The organism is Paenibacillus tundrae (assembly GCF_036884255.1).
Lineage (GTDB): Bacteria > Bacillota > Bacilli > Paenibacillales > Paenibacillaceae > Paenibacillus.
In genome coordinates this window covers 3,824,506-3,843,513 of record NZ_CP145605.1, presented here as the reverse complement: position 1 = coordinate 3,843,513, position 19,008 = coordinate 3,824,506, and the positions used below count along the sequence as shown (strand labels likewise).

Below are 19,008 nucleotides of genomic sequence, written 5' to 3'. Positions count from 1 at the left end.
CATTTCGGCTTTTAGGGCTACAAACCACAGACTATTTTGTGCAAACCAACCCAAATGGATAGAGGCGGGACTACCCATGCGGGCAGTTTATCACAAGATTCTATGGTTTTATGTAGCATATACCTCTTGAATCAATGTTCTTAAGCATCAAGCAGTCGATATAAAATACGGTAGCCGTAAGGATCAAGTTGGATATGCATGATACCACCGGTAGGAACGACCTCTTCCTCGGTTAGAGCATCTTTCCAATCTTGGGTTTCCATAGGGTGTGAAAGGGTACGACTCTCTGGGGTATTGTTCATCCAGACGGTAAAATGAAGACGTTCATCCATGCGCTCATATACAATACAGGGGTCATGCTGGTCTGCTTTTAAGAAGCGAAATCGACCTTTACGCAGTGCTTCATTGCTCTTGCGCAAATCAATCATTAGTCGGTAAAAATCATATAGCTCCCGATCTTGTTTAGCTGAGTCCCACTCCATACATTTGCGGCAATCTGGGTCACTGTCACCACTTATGCCGACCTCATCTCCATAAAAAATACACGGGGTTCCAATGTAAGTGAAAAGGAAAACGACCGCAAGTTTCAATCTTCGCTTATCTTGTCCACTTCTGGACAGCAGACGAGGGGTGTCATGGCTGCATAACATATTGAAAATGACTTCATTCGTTTGCTGCGGGTATCGCATGATGAGTGATCCCATCTCGTTGGCAAAATTGTAACCATCCATCGACCCGCAGAAGAACTCCAGCACTTTGTCGGCAAAAGGGTAATTCATCACCGAATCGAATTGATCTCCCATGAGCCAAGTCAGGGAATCACTCCACACTTCACCCACGATATATGCATCAGGATTGGCCGCTTTCACCACTTTACGAAAGTCCCGCCAGAAATGATTATCCACTTCATTTGCGACATCTAGTCGCCATCCATCCAGTTTAATTTCTTTGATCCAATATTCAGCAACATCGAGGAGATAGGCTTTAACTTCAGGATTAGCGGTATTAAATTTGGGCATGTTGCCATAAAATCCGAATGTGTCGTATGAGGGGATTCCGTCCTTGATCTGTACGGGGAATTCATTAATGTGGAACCAATCTGCATACTTGGAAGCTTGTCCGTGCTTTAGCACATCTTGAAAGGGAGGGAAGTCCTCACTGCAATGGTTGAATACCGCATCAAGCATCACGCGAATTCCACGTCGATGGCAGGCTTCGGCTACTTGTTTGAGCAATTCATTGTCTCCAAAATGCGGATCTACTTTTTTATAATCAATGGTGTCATATTTATGGTAGGAGTTGGCTTGGAAGAGGGGAGTAAAGTAAATTGCGTTAACGCCTAGTTCAGTTAAATCCTGTAGATGATCCAATACACCTTGTAGGTCACCACCAAAATAGTTATCCAGTTCAGGTTTGCCACCCCAAGGCTGTGTTTCTTCGGGATTCAACTCTGGATTACCATTCGCGAACCTCTCGGTCATGATTTGATAAAAGACAGCTTCCTTTGCCCATTCGGGTACCTTAAATACATCGATTTCATGTATGTAAGAGAACTCATAATATCCTCCAGTTGGGTAAGGCGGGGCATGATGAATGCCATCGTCGGCCAGATATATATTTTCCGAGTCTGATGTAATTCGAAATATGTAGGACACACGCTTGAATTTTGGTTTAACCGCGATCTCCCAATAATCGAACATGCTGTCCGCAGCAGCCTTTTCAAGTTGAATTTCACGGAAGGTACCTGACCAATCATATTTGTCACCAGTGAGTGCAGTCACGTACTGTACATCATTTCTCTTGGTGCGCACACGCAGATGGATCGTAGACGGATCGTAGGCATAAGCCCATTTGTCTCGAGGAACGTGGTACAACGCTTCAAGCAGCATGACAGCACCTCCTGAAATTATAAGATAAGGTATGTTTATATAACCAAGTTAGCGAGCGTTGAATCGTTTTTTCTGCCTAAGTTATGGAAATTATGCGTTTTTTTTCAACATTTTCATATCCTTTTCACAGCATCTCCAGGTTGGTGGTCTATATACATACTCTACATAAAGAAAAAGCCTACTCTTGAACCCCTAATCAAGGGAGTGAGTAGACTCTGAGCAGCATGATTTAATTCATCTGATTAATATTTAAGCTGCTTAAACTCAGACTGGATCGCTTCCAGCAATGAGGGCTGAGTTAGTACATCGTAAGCGGTTGTTGCAAGCGCCTTGGCACCTAGAATCATACCGTCAAGCGCACGTTCCTGTAGAGCCAAATCACGGAACTCAATGGAATGCAGGGTATGAACTTCATCCACAACACGAATGTAAGGGTGAATCGCTGGACAGCGAAGGGATACATTACCAATATCCATCGAGCCATGATCATTGCCACTTACGATCTCTTCTTGTGGAATCCCGAGTTGAACTAAGTTTTCGCTAAATGTGTTTGATAAGCGCTCGTTGGTTACCATCTCATCATAAGAAGTTTCATAGTTGGACGTGACCAGCTTACATCCAGTCTGCAATGCCGATCCTTCTGCAATTTGAATGATCCGCTTGGTGAGGACATTCAGTTCTTTACGAGTGGAAGCCCGTACATAAAATTGAGCAGAAGCATAATCAGGGATAATGTTCGCAGCTTGTCCACCATGATTAATTACACCGTGAATTCTAACAGTGCTTTTGACCTGTTGCCGAAAAGCATTAATGCCATTAAAGGTTTGGATGACTGCATCGAGTGCATTGATGCCTTCGTGCGGGCTAGCTGCAGCGTGAGAAGATTTGCCATGGAACTCAAACTGCACGGCATCAATTGCGAGCGAGCTTCCTGATCTTTCATAAGCATAATAAGGGTGAGCCATGATCGCAATATCACAGTCATCGAACATGCCTGCCTCGGCCATAGGAACTTTGGCACCACGCGTCTCTTCGGCAGGTGTACCGAACACTTTAAGGGTTCCTCCCACTTCATCGAGGATCGACTTGAGACCTACAGCTGCGCCGAGACTCATCATACAGATGAGGTGATGTCCACAGGCATGACCAATCTCAGGTAAGGCATCATATTCGCACAATAAAGCGATGGTTGACCCAGACTTAGCAGCGGTGTAAGTTCCAATAAAAGCTGTATCAAGTCCGAGAATCGGCGCTTCTACTTCGAAGCCATGATATGTTAATTCTTCTTTTAAGCGAGCAGAGGCAAGATACTCTTCGTTGCCAAGTTCGGGATTTGCACCGATGTATGATGAAATTTCTTTAAAACGGGAAGCATATTGGTCAATAACCGTTAAAATTTGTGATTTGGAATGTGTCATAACAGGCTCCTTCTGCAAGAAAATAAAAATAGTGAAATGATTATATCATGTTTGCTCTCATTTTTCAGAAACAAGTCAAGATTTGTAAAAACAAAATGCATTGCATAATCATGCATTGTACTTTATAATGACTCAGGCATCGATATGAGGCTTATGCATCATTTTTATGGGCAGCTTCTCAAAAGCAGATATATCGAGTGAAGTAAAACTATGGACAAAGTCGTATACAAAGTATTGTAAGGGGAGAACAGGGTTGAAATTGATTAGTCGTTATACCATGATGCTGCTGGCCTTTGTACTGATGTTGACAGTTGCTGTACCGACGGTACTCGCAAGCGGCACTACGGACAATTCAGGCGGTAAAAAATTGGTGCTCGGCACAAGTGCCGACTTCGCACCATATGAATTCCATAAAGTGATTAATGGAAAAGATGAAATTGTTGGATTTGATATTGAAATTGCAAAAGAAATCGCTGCTGATCTGGGAGCAGAGCTTGTCATTGAGGATATGGGATTTGACGGACTTCTACCGGCACTCCAGAGTGGTCGTGTGGACTTAGTCATCTCAGGTATGACACCAACGGATGAGCGTAAGAAAAGTATCGATTTCTCTGATACGTATTATAAATCGAAGCAAGTCATTATGATTCGCACCGAGGATACAGATAAATATCAAACGATGGCGGATCTGCAAAATGAGAAAATCGGGGTTCAAAAGGGTTCTATTCAGGAAACCATTGGTCAGGGAATCTCGGGTGCCAAATTAACGGCACTGGATAAAATCTCCGATATCGTTCTGCAATTGCAGACCAAGCGTGTAAATGCTGCGATTGTAGAAGATACCGTAGCTGCTGGTTATCTGGACGATGCCATCGGTCTTGCACCTATTGTGGTGGACGAAGAGCAGGTCGAGGCTGCAATCGGGATTCGCAAAGGCAATACCGAGTTGCTAAATGCCGTAAATAGTACGTTGGAACGGCTTAAGAGCGAAAATAGAATTGAAGAAATGGTAACCGAAGCAAGCCAATTGATGGCAGGTAAAGATACCAAAAATATTTTTCAAGTATTCTGGGCGTATAAAAGCTTCTATGCGACAGGGATAGGTTATACCCTTTTGTTATCTGCACTCGGTGTATTGTTCGGGGTAATCATCGGTTTGATTATCTGTATGTTCCGTATGCATGATATGGCTATTCTGCGTTGGATCGGTACAGCGTATGTTGAACTGATTCGTGGTACGCCAATGCTCGTGCAATTGATGATTATCTATTATGGATTGTCACTGACCTTCGGAATTAATTTCTCGGCGCTACAAGCCGGTGTAATCACACTCTCCATCAACAGTGGTGCTTACCTTGCGGAGATCTTCCGTGCAGGGGTACAAGGTGTAGATCGTGGACAATTAGAGGCTGCTCGTTCACTGGGTATGGGTAGAGGTGCAGCGATGCGCTACATTATATTGCCACAAGCGTTCAAGGCCGTATTACCTGCAATCGGTAATGAGTTCGTAACGATTATTAAAGAGTCTTCCATCATCTCGGTTATTGGTATGGTCGACATTATGTATCAAGCAAGTGTGGTCAAAAATATTACGTACCAAGGGATGAATCCATTCCTTATTGCAGCAGCTATTTATTTTGTAATGACCTTCATATTGTCCAAGCTGCTCGGACGACTGGAAAGGAAGTTGAATGCAAGTGATCGACGTTAGTCAATTATATAAATCCTATGGAAAAAATGAAGTATTAAAAGGCATTGATGTCACGATTGGCAAAGGCGAGGTTGTCGTTGTCATTGGACCATCCGGTTCGGGTAAAAGTACATTTTTGCGTTGTCTGAACCTGCTTGAGCAGCCGACTTCAGGCGAGATCCTATTCGAAGGTGTTTCAATTACAGAACCGAAGCATAACATCAATGCTACGCGTGAAAAGATGGGTATGGTGTTTCAACATTTCAACCTGTTTCCTCATAAGACGATTCAGCAGAACATCACGATTGCTCCAATCAAAGTAAAGAAACAATCGGTACAGGAAGCAGATCAGATTGCAGCCGATTTGCTTAAAACGGTGGGTCTTTCTGACAAAAAAGATGCATACCCTAACCAGTTGTCAGGTGGACAAAAACAACGTATTGCGATTGCGAGAGCCTTGGCGATGCAACCACATGTAATGTTGTTTGACGAGCCAACTTCAGCACTCGATCCAGAGATGGTTGGAGAGGTGCTTGATGTCATGAAACGCCTGGCAGAGGGTGGAATGACGATGGTCATTGTTACGCATGAGATGGGCTTCGCTCGTGAAGTAGGAGACCGAATTCTGTTTATGGATGGCGGAGTAATTATTGAGCAAGGAACACCTGATGAAGTGTTTGGTGCACCTAAGAATGCTCGTACACGTGATTTTCTTGCCAAAGTTCTATAGTAATGTGATCATAAGCTGCCGAGCAGCTGGGGATACACTATTGAATGAAGAGTAACAAACAGCCTTGTCGACATCATCGTCGGCAGGGTTGTTTTTATTTGTTTTCCGGAGATACATAATCAGAAGGATCAATGGAATAAAAGGTAACTTTTTTGTTACTTATATAGAAGACATATATGAATTATTAATATGAAAAAGGCTTGTTTTATTAACCAATTTTGATGTGTCATAAACGTACTGGTAAGATTTACTACAACTATAGGTTACAAGATTGTGATATATTGTTCCTGCCGAAACTTCCGAGGAGGAAGTGCGGGGGATGTAACGATGCAGAAACGAGGATTGATGTTCGCGTACTGCTAGGGGTGAATTAGGGCGTACATAACGTTAAGGGCATGTGATTGAACCTATAGGGTGGTTTCCTCCATCCGAATCCGACAACTAACCTCGCAGGCATAATGAGGGAGGAAGACCATGTTTAACAAGAAACGTATTGCGAAAGCAGCAACAGCATTGCTGACAGCAGCTATGCTCATTCAGGCCGTTCCAGCTTACGCTGACTCTGTTCATGTGGCCAAAGAGGGGGATACATTCTATACTTTATCCAAACAGTATGGTGTAGGTATGGAAGCACTCATTAAAGCAAATGCAAATATTTCACCTTATAACATCTATGGTGGGCTGAAAATTACTGTACCTGGAAAAGCCAACACCGTCTCAGCAGCAGCGGCTCCAGCAGCCAAAGCAGAGGCTAAAACGATCACAACAGCAAGCTTGGATGTCAATGCAGACAGCAAAGTGGTTGAAGCCTGGGGCAAAACATTTGATTACAGCAAGTCCATTGAAATGAAGGCAACAGCGTACTCTGCAGATCCATCCGAAAACGGAAAATGGGGTGCTGTAGATTACTTCGGTAATCCGCTTGAATTGGGTACAATCGCTGTAGATCCAAGTGTGATCCCGCTGGGAACGAAAGTCCTCGTGACAGGTCACACACACCCAGGACTGCCGAAACAAGCGTTTGTAGCTACGGCGCGAGATACAGGCGGTGCGATTAAAGGTAAACGCGTTGATATTTTCATTCCTGGCAGTAAACAATCCGTGAGCACATTCGGTTTCCAAGATGTTGAGCTTTACATTCTAAAATAAACGTCATGCAAACAAAATGAAAAAGGGTGTCTTCCATTCACAGTCTGATGTGAGTAGAGACGCCCTTTTTAGTTTAACGTTTCTCTTAAAGTGCCTATGCTGGAATTACTTGCTCTTAGAGATGTTTAACATCTCGTCCAGTGTTACAAGGCTATATCCCCGTGCTCGAAGCTCCTCAATGATCTCTGGTAACGCATCAATCGTTCCCTGAAGGTTAGAGCCCACTCCGCCTCCTGCATGTTGAAGAACGATCGACCCTGGTTTAACAGCCGATAAAATATTCTGCTTCACTTCATCTTTGGAAAGACCTTTCCAATCGAGTGAATCGACATTCCAGTTCACAATGCTATATTGCTGCTTCTGAGCCCATTGGAGCTGCTTCTCATTAATATCCCCGTAAGGTGGGCGAATCATTTTTGGCGTATACCCGGTTAAATTGTGAATGATATCCCCGGTATGTAAAATTTGTTTGCGAAAATCGTTCATCGTCAGCTTACTGAATTCAGGATGACTATAGCTGTGGTTACCCATGATATGACCTTCGCGAACCATACGTTTGACTAGAGCCGGATGTTTCTCTGCCCGCTTGCCTACAATAAAAAAAGTCGCTTTGACTTTATACTTTTTCAAAACATCCAATACCTGTGGAGTGAACCTTGGATCAGGAACATCATCAAAAGTCAGAGCAACCTGTTTGGTGGAAGGCCCATTCGTCTTGAACGTATCAGCATATTTCTGTCTTAGTTGACCTAGCGTGAGCTGTTCATCGCCTTGTGCATCAAACTCCGTGACAGGTGAACTGGCTTGGTTCGGTTCAGCTGACATATGAGCAGGAGCGAAATTTCCGCTCAAGAGAAAGACGATAAATGATATTGCGATGAGGCGAATACGCATAATAGCAGCCCCCTTTTCCAAAAATGCGTTCTCTATGGTATGCCCGATGTAATCTTGATTTATTCGACTTGTGAGATGTTTCATTGTCAGTCTCTCGAATCTTGTTCATAATTCGGACCATAACATGAGATAGAGAAAAGGATAGGTGGATTAGTATGAGTAAATATGATTTGAGTTCAATTCGATTACAGGTTGTAGACGTGGGGCAGGACAAAGTATTCATGGTTACAGGCGGCGATGCACACATAGGAGCGGTGGCAACCTATTATGTAGATCACGATCGTCTTAGTGGAGCTACATTTCATGTCCCAGGGCATAAGGAGCAGGAGTTATGCGAGAGGCTTGCGCGCAAGGCGGCATATCAGTTGAAGGTTACGGTGACGGTCATTATGGGCATTCATTTTGATGCGATCACACGCATGCAGATTGATGAAATCGTGCAGACTGCAGAGAGGCTCCTTGATGAACATCTGCTGATAAAAGGTCAATTAAAAGAATAATTTTACATGATGAAGAAGTTTGTTTTGATTTTTTTTGCTAAAATTGAAACGGGTTGAGGTTTATCACGTATGTATGATTATATACAAGGTTGTAATATCGACTAGGAGGAATAACATAATGTCCATTTTCAAACGTTTACGAGATCTAACGATGTCCAATATTAACTCCATCATTGATAAGGCAGAAGATCCAATCAAAATGACAGACCAGTATATCCGTGATATGCAAGAGGATTTGCAAGATGCGGAGAAGGCTGTAGCGGCACAGATCGCCATTGAGAAGAAGTTCAAGCAGCTTTATGAAGAGCAAGAAGCTTTAGTGAAGAAACGCGAAGAGCAAGCGCACACCGCAGCTCGCGCACAAAATATGGATTTGGCTCGCCGAGCGCTTGAAGAGAAGAAAACGGCTGAAGAAAAAATGGCTGAATACAAAACAAGCTATGACCAGAATAAAGCTTCCGCTGACAATCTGCGTGGTAAGTTAGATGAGATGCGCAAGCAATTAACGGAAATGAAAAACAAACGTGAGACTTTGGTTGCTCGTTATAATGCTGCGAAGGCTCAAACTGAAATCAACAAAGCGCTGAACGGATTCAGTTCCGATACTGCTAGTGCTGGAATGAAGCGTATGGAAGAAAAAATGATGCAAATGGAAGCACAGGCTGAAGCAAGCAATGAAATGTCCTCCAAAGGAAAGTCCTTGGATGATGAATTCGAGAAGCTTGGTAAAGATCAGGCGGTTGAAGATGAATTGGCAGCACTGATGAAGCAGTACGAGAATAAGAACTAACCTTTTAGATGAAGTAAGGAAATTAGCGGAGAAGAGACATGTGTTTCTTCTTCGCTTTTAAATGCGGTTCATGTTGAAATGTGGGGGCTGTTGAAATGGATTTGAACATTTTGGCAATGCTGGTCTGGACGTTATCGGGTTCGGTTTTGCTGTTTGTCTTGATGTACGTGGATTCATTGTTTACGAAATACAAGGATTTTGCTGAAGTGAAAGCAGGCAATATGGCTGTAACCACTCGGATGGTTATGAAGCTGTTTGCCCAAGGTTATGTACTGGCGACCTCCATCTCTACTGCAGGACATCTTGGTGAGGCACTGCTCGTATCTGTCGTATCCTTTATTATATTGCTGATTCTGGAGAATGGCGTGCATTATGTTATTCGTACAAGAGCCAATTTAGATCTGGATACAGGTATTCAACAAGGGAAAACAGGGTATGGTCTCTTCTCAGGTGCATTGCATATTGTAGGCGCATTAATTATTGCAGCTTGCTTATAAATTGAGGGTCAACCAACCTCTAAGAAGAAATAGAACGGGAGTTAATGGGCATGAGTGTATGGAAACGGATTAAAGGAATACTAGCTAAACCCGAACCGCCTCGGGCCGAGAAGACGATGCTACAGCTTGAACCTGGTGATATCTGTGAAGTCTCTCTTGTGATATATGAGGTTGTTGGGCGGGTACATCATCGTTCGAGAAATGCCGTCGTATTAACATTGCAGGATGGTACAGCTTTCAGACACTTGCACATTGAAGAGCGTGAATTGACACGCTATGCTCTCTACACACCGATTGACGGTCGTCTAGATGCACCAGATGAGGTTCCAACCTTATTAGATCTAGATGGACGCGCATACCACCTGGAGGAAGAATATGGAGGTATGGTAACGACTGCAGGCAGAACACCATATGGCCAGGCAGGAGAGCAGCTCGTGTGGCAGTATCAATCTGATGATCACAAGCTACTTCGTGTGGAGTGGCAAGACAGACGTTTTACACTTTATGAGGGTGAGGTTATCCTTCCTGCGGATATCAAAGTGATTCGTTCGAGCTAGGAGAGGTTCCCATGAAAAAACGCATGGCACATAGTTTGAAATTAATGTTGGTTCTTAGCCTTGTGATGTCACTGTTGTCCGCTTGCGGTGCACCTACCGTACAGGACACCTACCCACTTGAATCTGTGAGTGGTAGCGGTAACACCACATCCTATGTATACCGGGCTGCTGAGCGTACCGTTCCAGAGGTTGCCCAGGAATTGTCTGAGCAGCGTCAACCTGATCAGATTTCGGCTGAGAGCACCGAGCGGATGTTCCTGGTGTATCAGGATCAATATTATCATTTACAGCAGGATCCCAATAAAGCGGAAGACACGTTAATCGAAGTCGATTCCAAAGAATACGTTCGTCAGAATTACGATTCTTCCTTTTTACAGGGATATTTAACCGCAACGTTAATCGGAAATTTGTTTGATTCCTTTGGCGGAGGCGGAAACGGGAAATATCGTGGTTATACAAACAAAGATACGTACAAACCAAGGGAAGGCACGTATCGTGCGCCTACAAGTAATGACAAAAAGCTTGCTCCACCGATTACCGTGGAACGCAAAGGCTCAATTACTAGACGTGGGGGCGATACGGACACCAGTGTAGGTTCTGGCGGAGGTTTGTTTAGTCGTAAGAAGGAACCAAGTTCAGGTAAGATTGATCGCGGCAAAAGTGGCGGATTATTCAACTCACCCAAGAGCTCTTACAAGAAGCCAAAAACAAGGGTGGGCGGAGGCCGAATCATGCGGCGAAGGTAGCACGGACTTTCCTAATCAGTACATTGTAACGCATAAGAAGAACAGCGAAGAGGTAAGGTGGGGTAGTGCTCTATTCCACGGATCAACCTCAGACGCTGTTCTTTTTTATTGCTTCAGGAATTACGAACATGATTCGATTTGCGGATACGCGGAATCGTTGTTGCGGGTTGTTTGCGAATCCAGCGAATAAACGGAACCATACGTTCATGCTCTCGAAGAGCCTGAAGGGTAGTTAATCCCAGCGTCATAATATCTCGATTTGTGAAGAGGGAATGAATTTGTTTGTGGCACGCAATACATAGATCCGCAGTAGGCATGAAGCTGCCTCCCATCTGCTTGGGCGTAAGATGATGAACAGTTGTTTTGACAGGCTCTCTACCACATAATTCACATCGATCATTCACATGGGATTCCTCCGTTTCTACAGCATATTATGGTCAATCCATGAACAAATGATGTTATATCCGTTACAGAATAGGGATTACGCTTGTCACCTTATAACTTTCAAGCTACACTTTTAGACATAGAGATTGTTCACTAGGAGGCTCGACTGCATTGAAATTAAACTCGCATACTGATGATATGACAAATGCTAAATTCAATCGAACGGCTGTACAGGTTCCTGATGCTCAGGCTAAAATTGCTGCTCATGTACGACCAGGCGCAATCGAGAAAGTGTCCTTAGAATCGGCACATGGACGCACGCTTGCGGAGAAGATCGTTGCGCCCCATCCGTATCCGTTCTTCCGCAGATCAGGAATGGATGGCTACGCCATACTAAGCAGCGACACGCTTCATGCTAGCAGCGAACAGCAAATCTGGCTTCGTGTTGTAGATGAGATTCCTTGTGGATATACATCGGATCAGACGATTACGCCAGGTACAACAGCGCGAATAATGACCGGAGCACAGGTGCCAGAAGGTGCTGACGCTGTTGTGATGCTTGAGATGACCGAGAGTAAAACAGAGAATGGCGAGCAATGGATTGGCTTGAAACGACAGGTACAGGCAAAGGCTAACATTACGCCAATTGGGCTAGAAGTAGAAGAAGGCCAGTTGCTGCTGGATGCAGGCACGCTGATCCAAGCAGGTGAACAATCCGTATTAGCTACATTTGGTGTAGCGGAAGTACCCGTATTTCGACGGCCGAAGGTGGCGATCTTCGCAACGGGAACCGAATTGTTAGCTTTGGACGAGCCGCTGCAGCCTGGACGGATTCGTAATAGTAACAGTTATTTACTGCGCTCACTCGTTGTTGAGGCAGGTGGTGAGCCGATCATGTACGGTTCCATTGCAGATGATGCGGAAACCGCGCGTAAAACACTAGCTGAAGCAGTCAAGCACAACGATATGGTTGTTACAACAGGCGGCGTGTCTGTAGGTGACTATGATATTATGGGAGATCTGGTGCGTGAAGACGACATCGAAATGCTGTTTAACAAAGTGACAATGAGACCAGGAAGTGTCACCACAGCAGCCATCGTGGATCAAAAAAACCTATTTGCATTATCAGGCAATCCAGGAGCATGTTTTGTTGGATTTAACTTATTTGTTCGACCTACGATTCGCATGATGCAAAATGATCCTCATCCTTATTTACAAGAATGGACAGCGATATTAGATGAAGGATATACAAAGGTAAATAACTATACCCGTTTTGTGCGGGGACGAATAGAGGTTCGAAATGGTGAGGTTCATGCATTGCCGGCAGCAGCCCGGGTTGATGAATCCAGTGTGATGATCACGATCAAGGATAGCGAATGTTTGATTATTATTCCGCCTGACAAAAAGGGCGTTCCTGCGGGTGAGCTAGTACGGATTCTTAAGCTGCCTACAGGTCTTGTGAGATAGGCTATGTCAGATATCCAAACAAAGCAACCTCATATCGTGCAGATCGTGGGATATAAAAACTCAGGTAAGAGTACGCTGACAGCAGCGTTGACTAAACAATTGACCTTTCTTGGACGCAGGGTCGCCGTCATTAAACATGATGGACATGATCACTTCCAGATGGATCATGAAGGCACGGATTCCTATAACTTCACCGCGAATGGAGCCTCGGCTGTCGTTGTGATGTCCGATACACGGACGGCCATCATTGAACAACGAGCTACAGAGCTTCGTGACATGGTTGAATATTTAACTGAGTATGACTGGATTCTGATTGAAGGGCACAAGCAAGCGGCATATCCCAAGCTTCTGATGATTCGAGAACCCGAAGATCTCATATTGTACGAACAATTACAGGAGATCATAGCCGTGGTTACAAGGGCACCAGTAGGTCGTGACGATGTAGCTTGTGAGCAGTTAGTTTGGCACGATATTCAGCAGACAGAGCATATCGGTAACTGGCTGTTACAACGTATTGAGGGGATTTAAGATCGAACCATGTTGAGTTCGATTATAATATTGATTATGTTCTAGTATATGAAATAGAGCGATTGATCCGAAGAGTTGAGACCTTAGGATCAATCGCTCTTTTTTTATTTTGCCATAGATCATGCTAGGTCGTGTCTGAAAACTCGCTGAAGTATCTTTTACCACCTTTTCGCCCCCTGCTGCGTCACTTTCCCTTGACGTGCCCCGGCACGCCTGCGGAAAACTTCCTGGCTTGGAACGAAAATTCGGTAAAATCTGCGTCTTTCGGAATTTACGGACACTCCCTAGTTTAAGACCCGGTGCCTTCATTACGGCGTTCAATCGCCTCTGACATTGTTTTGTCGGTGAGATGGGCATAAATTTCGGTAGTCTCTGTAGAGGCATGCCCGAGTTGTTCTTTCGTTTTGTATATATCGTTCTGCAAATAATAATCGGTAGCGAAGGAATGGCGCAACTTATGTACAGTCAAATAAGGTTTGCCAAACCGTTTAGCGTATTTCATAATCATCGCTTGTATCGCGCGCTTCGTCATTCGACTTCCCTCAGATTCCCCATTGCGTAGAGCAATGAACAAAGCCTTCTCCCGTTTCGGTGTGCGGTACCTCGTCTGTCTAAGGTTAGTATAGATGGCAAGCTCGTCTTTGGCCTGTTCTCTAAAATAGACAGGGGTCTTGTACGTTTCGTCATTGTTACCTTTGCGGTAAACATATAACAGCTTGTTATTTAGATCAAGGTCATCCAAGTTCAGATTAACGATTTCGGATACCCGCAATCCGGAGTTCAAGATGAGGCTGGCAATACAGGCATCTCGTTCTTTGTTCAGCTCATGTGAGTACAGCGCTTGTTTATTCTTCTCCACATCCACCGCATACCCTTCCAAAATGTATCCGATGAATTCTAGTAATTCTTCATCTTCGAGAATTTTTCCTTTTAGTTTGGCGGCAGTATCCTTCGGTTTATGTGTGCGCTTAATTTCAATTTTGGCCATAATATTGCGTTTGAGTAAGGGGTAGAAATCTTCATCTTCGGCAATTTGGCTTAAGTAGTGAAAGAGTGAACGTAGGGAGGATAATTTCCGAGATACCGTAATTCTAGAATTAGCTCCCTCACGCTTGGTTGTAAGAAATAATCGATAGGCGGTTACGGAATCCATTCGGAGCACTTCTAGCTCAATTAAAGTAACCTCTGCGTTGGTACTAGCTGCAGACAAGCCTTCCGCACGGAGCCAGCTAAAGAACGTATCATAGTCTCGCAGGTACTCCAGCAAGGTGGAGGGAGAGAGATCCGGTAATTTATAGTCAATGAATTGCTGAACGAACCAGGGCATGGTAGGTAGCTTCTCATCCAGCTTGCGTCGGTCAATTTCTTTTTGAACATTAGTCAATGTCGGCACCTCCAAGATCAAGCATTTCTCAAGATAGTCTATGCTTAAGTGTACCATAATTTACATGGTCACAGTCTGTTCACGAACGTCATGTAGGTTGGTTCGTCATTCTTGCCCTTCCGCGATCAAACCTTTAAAGTAATAAATATAGTAATAAATCGTGGAGCAGGGGAGATGAACCGGATGAATATGAAACTGGAGCTGGTTCCCTGGGAACGTCGTCAGGTAATTCGGCATTTAATGCAATTCTATCTTTATGATTTCACCAAATATCTTAATATTGATGTTGACCATAATGGGGTGTTTCCAGAATACCCTGGATTGGATGCATTCTGGGCAGAAGAAGGACGCAAATTCCCTTTCTTGATAACGAGTGATGGAGCGCCAGCTGGATTCGCTCTAGTAGAACGCTTTGAACCAGGAAATATCGACAATGATTACTACTTAACTGAATTTTTTGTGATGCAAAAATATCGGCGCAGCGGAGTGGGGACACAAGCAGCGCATGAGTTGTTCGAACGGTTTCCTGGTCGTTGGAAGGTTACACAGGTACGTAATAACGTAGTCGCTCAGGCTTTCTGGCGCAAGGTTATTGGAGCTTACACAGGTGGACGCTTTCGAGAAAAGTTCCATCCGGAGCTTGGTAATCCCAGTCAGTTTTTTGTGACGTAATGGATAAATTAATGAAAAAATTACATATTGTAAGCAAGATAAGGGGTGTATGAAATGAACAAGCCGGAATTTCATCTGGAGGGACAAACGGCACTGGTGACAGGTGCAGGCAGAGGGATTGGTAAGGCGATTGCCATAGGGCTTGCTGAGTCGGGCAGTGATGTAGTGTTGGTATCACGGACTTTCAGCGAAATTGAGGAAACCGCAGCCTACATTCAAGAACACACAGGGCGCAGAGCGATAGCTCTTACTGCTGATGTAACGTCCAGACAGCAACTCGAAGAGACATTCAGAGAGGCCATTGCTGCGATGGGAAGGTTGGACATTCTTGTTAATAATGCAGGCATGAACATCCGCACACCTGCACTCGAAGTAACGGACGAGCAGTGGGAAGCGATTATGCAGACTAATCTGAAATCGGCTTTTATGGCGTCACAAATGGCTGGTCAACATATGAAGGATCAGGGCGGTGGAAAAATCGTAAATATCTCATCCGTTGGCGGGCATACAGCCCTACGGACTGGTGTTGTGTATGGATCGACGAAGGCAGCCATGATACATATGACGAAGGTGCTTGCGATGGAGTGGGGGAAATACGGAATTCGTGTCAATGCAGTTGGCCCGTGGTATTTCCGTACACCACTGACCGAGAAGCTGCTGAATGATCCTCAATACCTTGAAGAGATCGTCGATCGCACACCACTTCAGCGCGTGGGGGAACTTCATGAGGTAGTGGGGCCGGTTATATTTTTGGCATCCGATGCGGCAGGGTATATTACCGGGCAAACGCTCTTAGTGGATGGTGGGATGTCCATTTATGGGTTTTAAAACCAGTTAGATCGGGTAATAGTTCTGGTTAGGCTTGTCTTCATTAACGATATTACGAAGTTTGGAGGAGGAATCATCCATGGAACGACGTGAATATGGGAATACAGGTATGCAAGTGAGTACACTTGGATTTGGTGGAGCTGAGATTGGACAGAACGTTTCTAAGCAAGATGTGGCAACACTGTTAAACAGTGCGTTAGATGCAGGACTTAACATTATCGATACCGCTGAATGTTATGGGGATAGTGAGGCATTGATCGGAGAGGTGCTGTCACATCGTCGAGATGACTATTATCTATTTACCAAATGTGGACATGCTGCCGGTATCGATGGACCGAATTGGGATGCCAAAGTACTGGAGCAAACCATTGATCGGAGTCTCAAGCGCCTGAAAACGGACTATGTGGATGTCATTCATCTACATAGCTGTTCTGAAGAGGTGCTTCGGCAAGGGGCAGTCATAGAAGTTCTTCAGCGTGCGAAGCAAGCAGGGAAAACCAGATTTATTGGATATAGCGGGGATACGAAGGATGCACGGTACGCAATAGAGACTGGGGCATTTGACAGCCTGGAGACCTCCCTAAATATTGCTGATCAAGAAGCGATTGAGCTGACTTTACCTGAGGCACGTAAAAGAAATATGGGGGTAATCGCCAAAAGACCGATCGCGAACGCAGCGTGGACACATGAGTCGCTTCCGGAAAAGGATTATTCCTATGTATATTGGAAGCGCTTGAAGGAACTAGACTATGATTTTCTCAAAGATACTGACGTGCAGAAAGCAGTTGAAACGGCCTTACGCTTCACATTGAGCACAGAGGGTGTGGATACAGCAATTGTCGGAACCTCTAAGCCGAACCGTTGGCAGCAAAATGCGGATTTGGTATCCAAAGGCGCATTGCCACAAGATGTCTATGAAGAGATTAGAGCGCATTGGAAAAAGGTAGAAAGATCTGATTGGACAGGACAAATATAAGAGGCAACATAGTTCTATAAGAATAAAGGATCTTCGATACGCAACGATATCGTGAAAATTGTTGAGGCAGGATGCTCCTAATATAAGTTGAAAAGGCCGCCGATGGCGGCTTTTTTACGTTTTTGATTTCTATTTAGTGATACTGGAATCCGATGGAAAGCCGTTATTGGTTGATACTATTTATTTTCAATATATGAAAAATTCAGAAAAGAAAATCATTCAAAAAACTCAGAAGAGTTCATAGAAATTAATAGGCACTCAATAGCCCAACAGTGACCAACATTAACTCAGCAACAACAACCTTAGTATCTTGTAGCTCAGGGAAAATTTAATTATACTATTTCAACATATGAAAAATTCACAATAGAAAAATCAATTGTACTTAACTTCTGTCACCGTCGCGATACTATTTCGCTCCCTAACTGGAGAAATGCAAACCATTCCTGAACCCTAAAGTCAACCTACATTTTCAAAATAAGATCCCATATGAAAATGAGAAAATACTGGATTTTTACTGAGAATTACGATAAAGTTAGCTTATATAATGAAACTAAGTTTCATCTAACAAAACCACAAGGAGGGATTAGATGTCTTATCATTTCTATGGTCTTGACCACGTGCAACTAGCGGCTCCAGAAGGTTGTGAAAAAGAGGCTCGTCATTTTTATAATCAGTTATTAGGGTGGCGTGAAATTCCCAAACCTGAAGCTCTACAAAAACGTGGTGGCGTATGGTTTCAATGTGGTGCTCATCAAGTGCACATTGGAGTCCAAGAAGCTTTTGTTCCTGCCTTAAAAGCTCATCCTGCCTTTCATGTGCAGAATTTGGATGAGCTACGTGATGATCTGCAACGTAAACAGATTCAAGTAATTCATGATGACGCACGGACAGATGAAGGGGTAAAAAGGTTTTATTTAAGTGATCCGTTTGGTAATCGGCTTGAATTACTTGAATGGATGTCTGCATAAGTTTTGATTGCTAATAAGTAAGAAATGTGTATAATTGGTTGGACAATAGAATTACATGAAAGTTTTCTAGGGTTCCGCGACAGAGATGTCGGTCTGGTCCGAGAGAAAACTCACAGCCGCTTGGTTGTGTCACGGAAGGACAAAAGCCTGGGAGATAAACTGCGTAACTGCAGTTTGTTTCCCAGGCTTTTTTTGTTTTGATTGCATGTAATTCTATTACAAATGCTTATGAAGAAGGAGTGTGACAACAATGAACAAAACCTGGTTATCCGTGATTGTAGCAGCCATTTTTGAGGTAGGCTGGGTGATTGGCTTGAAGCATGCGAGTGGAGTATTGGAATGGGGGCTAACCCTGATCGCAATCATTATAAGTTTTACGTTGATGATTGCAGCTTCACGTTCGCTTGCTGTAGGAACGGTATACGCTGTATTTGTTGGACTGGGTACAGCCGGCACCGTGCTTGCAGAGATTGTTCTATTCGGTGCGGCGGTGCAGACGGGGAAAATGTTACTCATTGGATTGCTCTTGCTTGGTGTGATCGGTCTTAAAATGTTAAGCAAAGAGAAAACGAAGGAGGTGCATCATTAATGAGCTGGATATTTCTAGTTATGGCCGGAATATTTGAGATGATCGGGGTGCTTATGATTAATAAGCTGCACAAAGAACGAAATTTGATTTCATTGATTCTGTTAATTGCAGGCTTTGGCCTGAGCTTCTGGTTGTTATCGCTGGCGATGGAGACGCTTCCCATGGGAACAGCTTATGCTGTGTGGACGGGAATCGGAGCCTCTGGCGGAGCGATTTTAGGCATGATTTTCTATGGGGAACCTCGAAATGCACTACGAATTGTATTTATTACGATGGTGCTCGGCTCGGCAGTAGGATTGAAGCTAGTGAGCTAAACGATTTATAGCTTGACTTGTAACCCGTTACAGCCGAT

21 protein-coding genes and 2 riboswitches are annotated in these 19,008 nt (G+C 44.1%); of the genes, 16 read left to right on the top strand and 5 right to left on the bottom strand.

Going from position 1 to position 19,008, the window contains the following annotated elements; translation table 11 throughout:
- Positions 1–140: 140 nt before the first annotated feature.
- Positions 141–1,889, bottom strand: a complete 1,749-nt coding sequence (locus V6W81_RS17180) for an alpha-glycosidase (RefSeq protein WP_338539875.1) — start codon at positions 1,887–1,889, stop codon at positions 141–143.
- Between the two features lie 242 nt (positions 1,890–2,131).
- Positions 2,132–3,307: a M20 family metallopeptidase gene (locus tag V6W81_RS17175; protein WP_338539874.1), complete on the bottom strand. Its 1,176-nt coding sequence runs from the start codon at positions 3,305–3,307 to the stop codon at positions 2,132–2,134.
- A 253-nt stretch (positions 3,308–3,560) separates the two neighbouring features.
- Between V6W81_RS17175 and V6W81_RS17170 the strand changes: the two genes are divergently transcribed.
- The 3 genes from V6W81_RS17170 to V6W81_RS17160 all read left to right on the top strand — a co-directional run bounded on the left by V6W81_RS17170 (position 3,561) and on the right by V6W81_RS17160 (position 6,876).
- A complete protein-coding gene (locus V6W81_RS17170) occupies positions 3,561–5,018 on the top strand; it encodes an ABC transporter substrate-binding protein/permease (protein WP_338539873.1) in 1,458 nt (485 codons plus the stop codon).
- Positions 5,005–5,727, top strand: coding sequence for an amino acid ABC transporter ATP-binding protein (locus V6W81_RS17165; RefSeq protein WP_186380900.1), 723 nt, complete (start codon positions 5,005–5,007; stop codon positions 5,725–5,727). The genes V6W81_RS17170 and V6W81_RS17165 overlap by 14 nt, the downstream gene beginning before the upstream one ends.
- A gap of 278 nt (positions 5,728–6,005) precedes the next feature.
- A riboswitch (cyclic di-AMP (ydaO/yuaA leader) is annotated at positions 6,006–6,199 on the top strand.
- Between the two features lie 2 nt (positions 6,200–6,201).
- Positions 6,202–6,876 carry a 3D domain-containing protein gene (locus V6W81_RS17160; protein ID WP_430700888.1) on the top strand — a complete coding sequence of 225 codons (675 nt, stop codon included), beginning with the start codon at positions 6,202–6,204 and terminating at the stop codon, positions 6,874–6,876.
- 105 nt (positions 6,877–6,981) lie between these two features.
- On the opposite strand, the gene V6W81_RS17155 is transcribed toward V6W81_RS17160, so the two are convergent.
- Entirely contained in the window at positions 6,982–7,770 is a 789-nt protein-coding gene (locus V6W81_RS17155; protein ID WP_338539872.1) for a polysaccharide deacetylase family protein, read from the bottom strand.
- A 155-nt stretch (positions 7,771–7,925) separates the two neighbouring features.
- Here V6W81_RS17155 and V6W81_RS17150 point away from each other — a divergent pair, with 155 nt between their 5' ends.
- The 5 genes from V6W81_RS17150 to V6W81_RS17130 all read left to right on the top strand — a co-directional run bounded on the left by V6W81_RS17150 (position 7,926) and on the right by V6W81_RS17130 (position 10,860).
- Positions 7,926–8,270: a hypothetical protein gene (locus tag V6W81_RS17150; protein ID WP_338539871.1), complete on the top strand. Its 345-nt coding sequence runs from the start codon at positions 7,926–7,928 to the stop codon at positions 8,268–8,270.
- Positions 8,271–8,388: 118 nt separating this feature from the next.
- Positions 8,389–9,060 carry a PspA/IM30 family protein gene (locus V6W81_RS17145; RefSeq protein WP_128101775.1) on the top strand — a complete coding sequence of 224 codons (672 nt, stop codon included), beginning with the start codon at positions 8,389–8,391 and terminating at the stop codon, positions 9,058–9,060.
- A 95-nt stretch (positions 9,061–9,155) separates the two neighbouring features.
- Entirely contained in the window at positions 9,156–9,557 is a 402-nt protein-coding gene (locus tag V6W81_RS17140) for a DUF350 domain-containing protein (protein WP_056690140.1), read from the top strand.
- A 50-nt stretch (positions 9,558–9,607) separates the two neighbouring features.
- Positions 9,608–10,114: a DUF4178 domain-containing protein gene (locus V6W81_RS17135; protein ID WP_338539870.1), complete on the top strand. Its 507-nt coding sequence runs from the start codon at positions 9,608–9,610 to the stop codon at positions 10,112–10,114.
- Between the two features lie 11 nt (positions 10,115–10,125).
- On the top strand, positions 10,126–10,860 hold the full coding sequence (locus tag V6W81_RS17130; RefSeq protein WP_338539869.1) for a DUF4247 domain-containing protein: 735 nt from the start codon (positions 10,126–10,128) through the stop codon (positions 10,858–10,860).
- A 113-nt stretch (positions 10,861–10,973) separates the two neighbouring features.
- Here the strand turns inward: V6W81_RS17130 and V6W81_RS17125 are convergent, their stop codons facing one another.
- Entirely contained in the window at positions 10,974–11,264 is a 291-nt protein-coding gene (locus tag V6W81_RS17125) for an HNH endonuclease (RefSeq protein ID WP_338539868.1), read from the bottom strand.
- Positions 11,265–11,442: 178 nt separating this feature from the next.
- Between V6W81_RS17125 and V6W81_RS17120 the strand changes: the two genes are divergently transcribed.
- Entirely contained in the window at positions 11,443–12,711 is a 1,269-nt protein-coding gene (locus V6W81_RS17120) for a molybdopterin molybdotransferase MoeA (RefSeq protein WP_338544017.1), read from the top strand.
- 3 nt (positions 12,712–12,714) lie between these two features.
- Complete coding sequence (gene mobB, locus V6W81_RS17115) at positions 12,715–13,239, top strand: molybdopterin-guanine dinucleotide biosynthesis protein B (RefSeq protein ID WP_338539867.1); 525 nt, start codon at positions 12,715–12,717, stop codon at positions 13,237–13,239.
- Between the two features lie 289 nt (positions 13,240–13,528).
- On the opposite strand, the gene xerS is transcribed toward mobB, so the two are convergent.
- Positions 13,529–14,623: a tyrosine recombinase XerS gene (gene xerS, locus V6W81_RS17110; RefSeq protein WP_145047126.1), complete on the bottom strand. Its 1,095-nt coding sequence runs from the start codon at positions 14,621–14,623 to the stop codon at positions 13,529–13,531.
- Positions 14,624–14,806: 183 nt separating this feature from the next.
- On the opposite strand from xerS, the gene V6W81_RS17105 reads away from it, so the two are divergent.
- From V6W81_RS17105 to V6W81_RS17080, 6 genes are all read left to right on the top strand, one after another.
- The gene (locus V6W81_RS17105) at positions 14,807–15,295 is read left to right on the top strand and encodes a GNAT family N-acetyltransferase (RefSeq protein WP_082560223.1); all 489 of its coding nucleotides are present in this window, start codon (positions 14,807–14,809) and stop codon (positions 15,293–15,295) included.
- Between the two features lie 54 nt (positions 15,296–15,349).
- Positions 15,350–16,123, top strand: coding sequence for an SDR family NAD(P)-dependent oxidoreductase (locus V6W81_RS17100; protein ID WP_338539866.1), 774 nt, complete (start codon positions 15,350–15,352; stop codon positions 16,121–16,123).
- 79 nt (positions 16,124–16,202) lie between these two features.
- On the top strand, positions 16,203–17,099 hold the full coding sequence (locus tag V6W81_RS17095) for an aldo/keto reductase (RefSeq protein WP_338539865.1): 897 nt from the start codon (positions 16,203–16,205) through the stop codon (positions 17,097–17,099).
- A 587-nt stretch (positions 17,100–17,686) separates the two neighbouring features.
- On the top strand, positions 17,687–18,067 hold the full coding sequence (locus tag V6W81_RS17090) for a VOC family protein (RefSeq protein ID WP_338539864.1): 381 nt from the start codon (positions 17,687–17,689) through the stop codon (positions 18,065–18,067).
- A 55-nt stretch (positions 18,068–18,122) separates the two neighbouring features.
- Positions 18,123–18,223, top strand: a riboswitch (guanidine-I (ykkC/yxkD leader).
- 94 nt (positions 18,224–18,317) lie between these two features.
- Positions 18,318–18,656, top strand: coding sequence for a DMT family transporter (locus V6W81_RS17085; protein ID WP_145047116.1), 339 nt, complete (start codon positions 18,318–18,320; stop codon positions 18,654–18,656).
- Complete coding sequence (locus tag V6W81_RS17080; RefSeq protein ID WP_338539863.1) at positions 18,656–18,970, top strand: DMT family transporter; 315 nt, start codon at positions 18,656–18,658, stop codon at positions 18,968–18,970. Before V6W81_RS17085 ends, V6W81_RS17080 begins: the two co-directional genes overlap by 1 nt.
- Positions 18,971–19,008 lie beyond the last annotated feature (38 nt).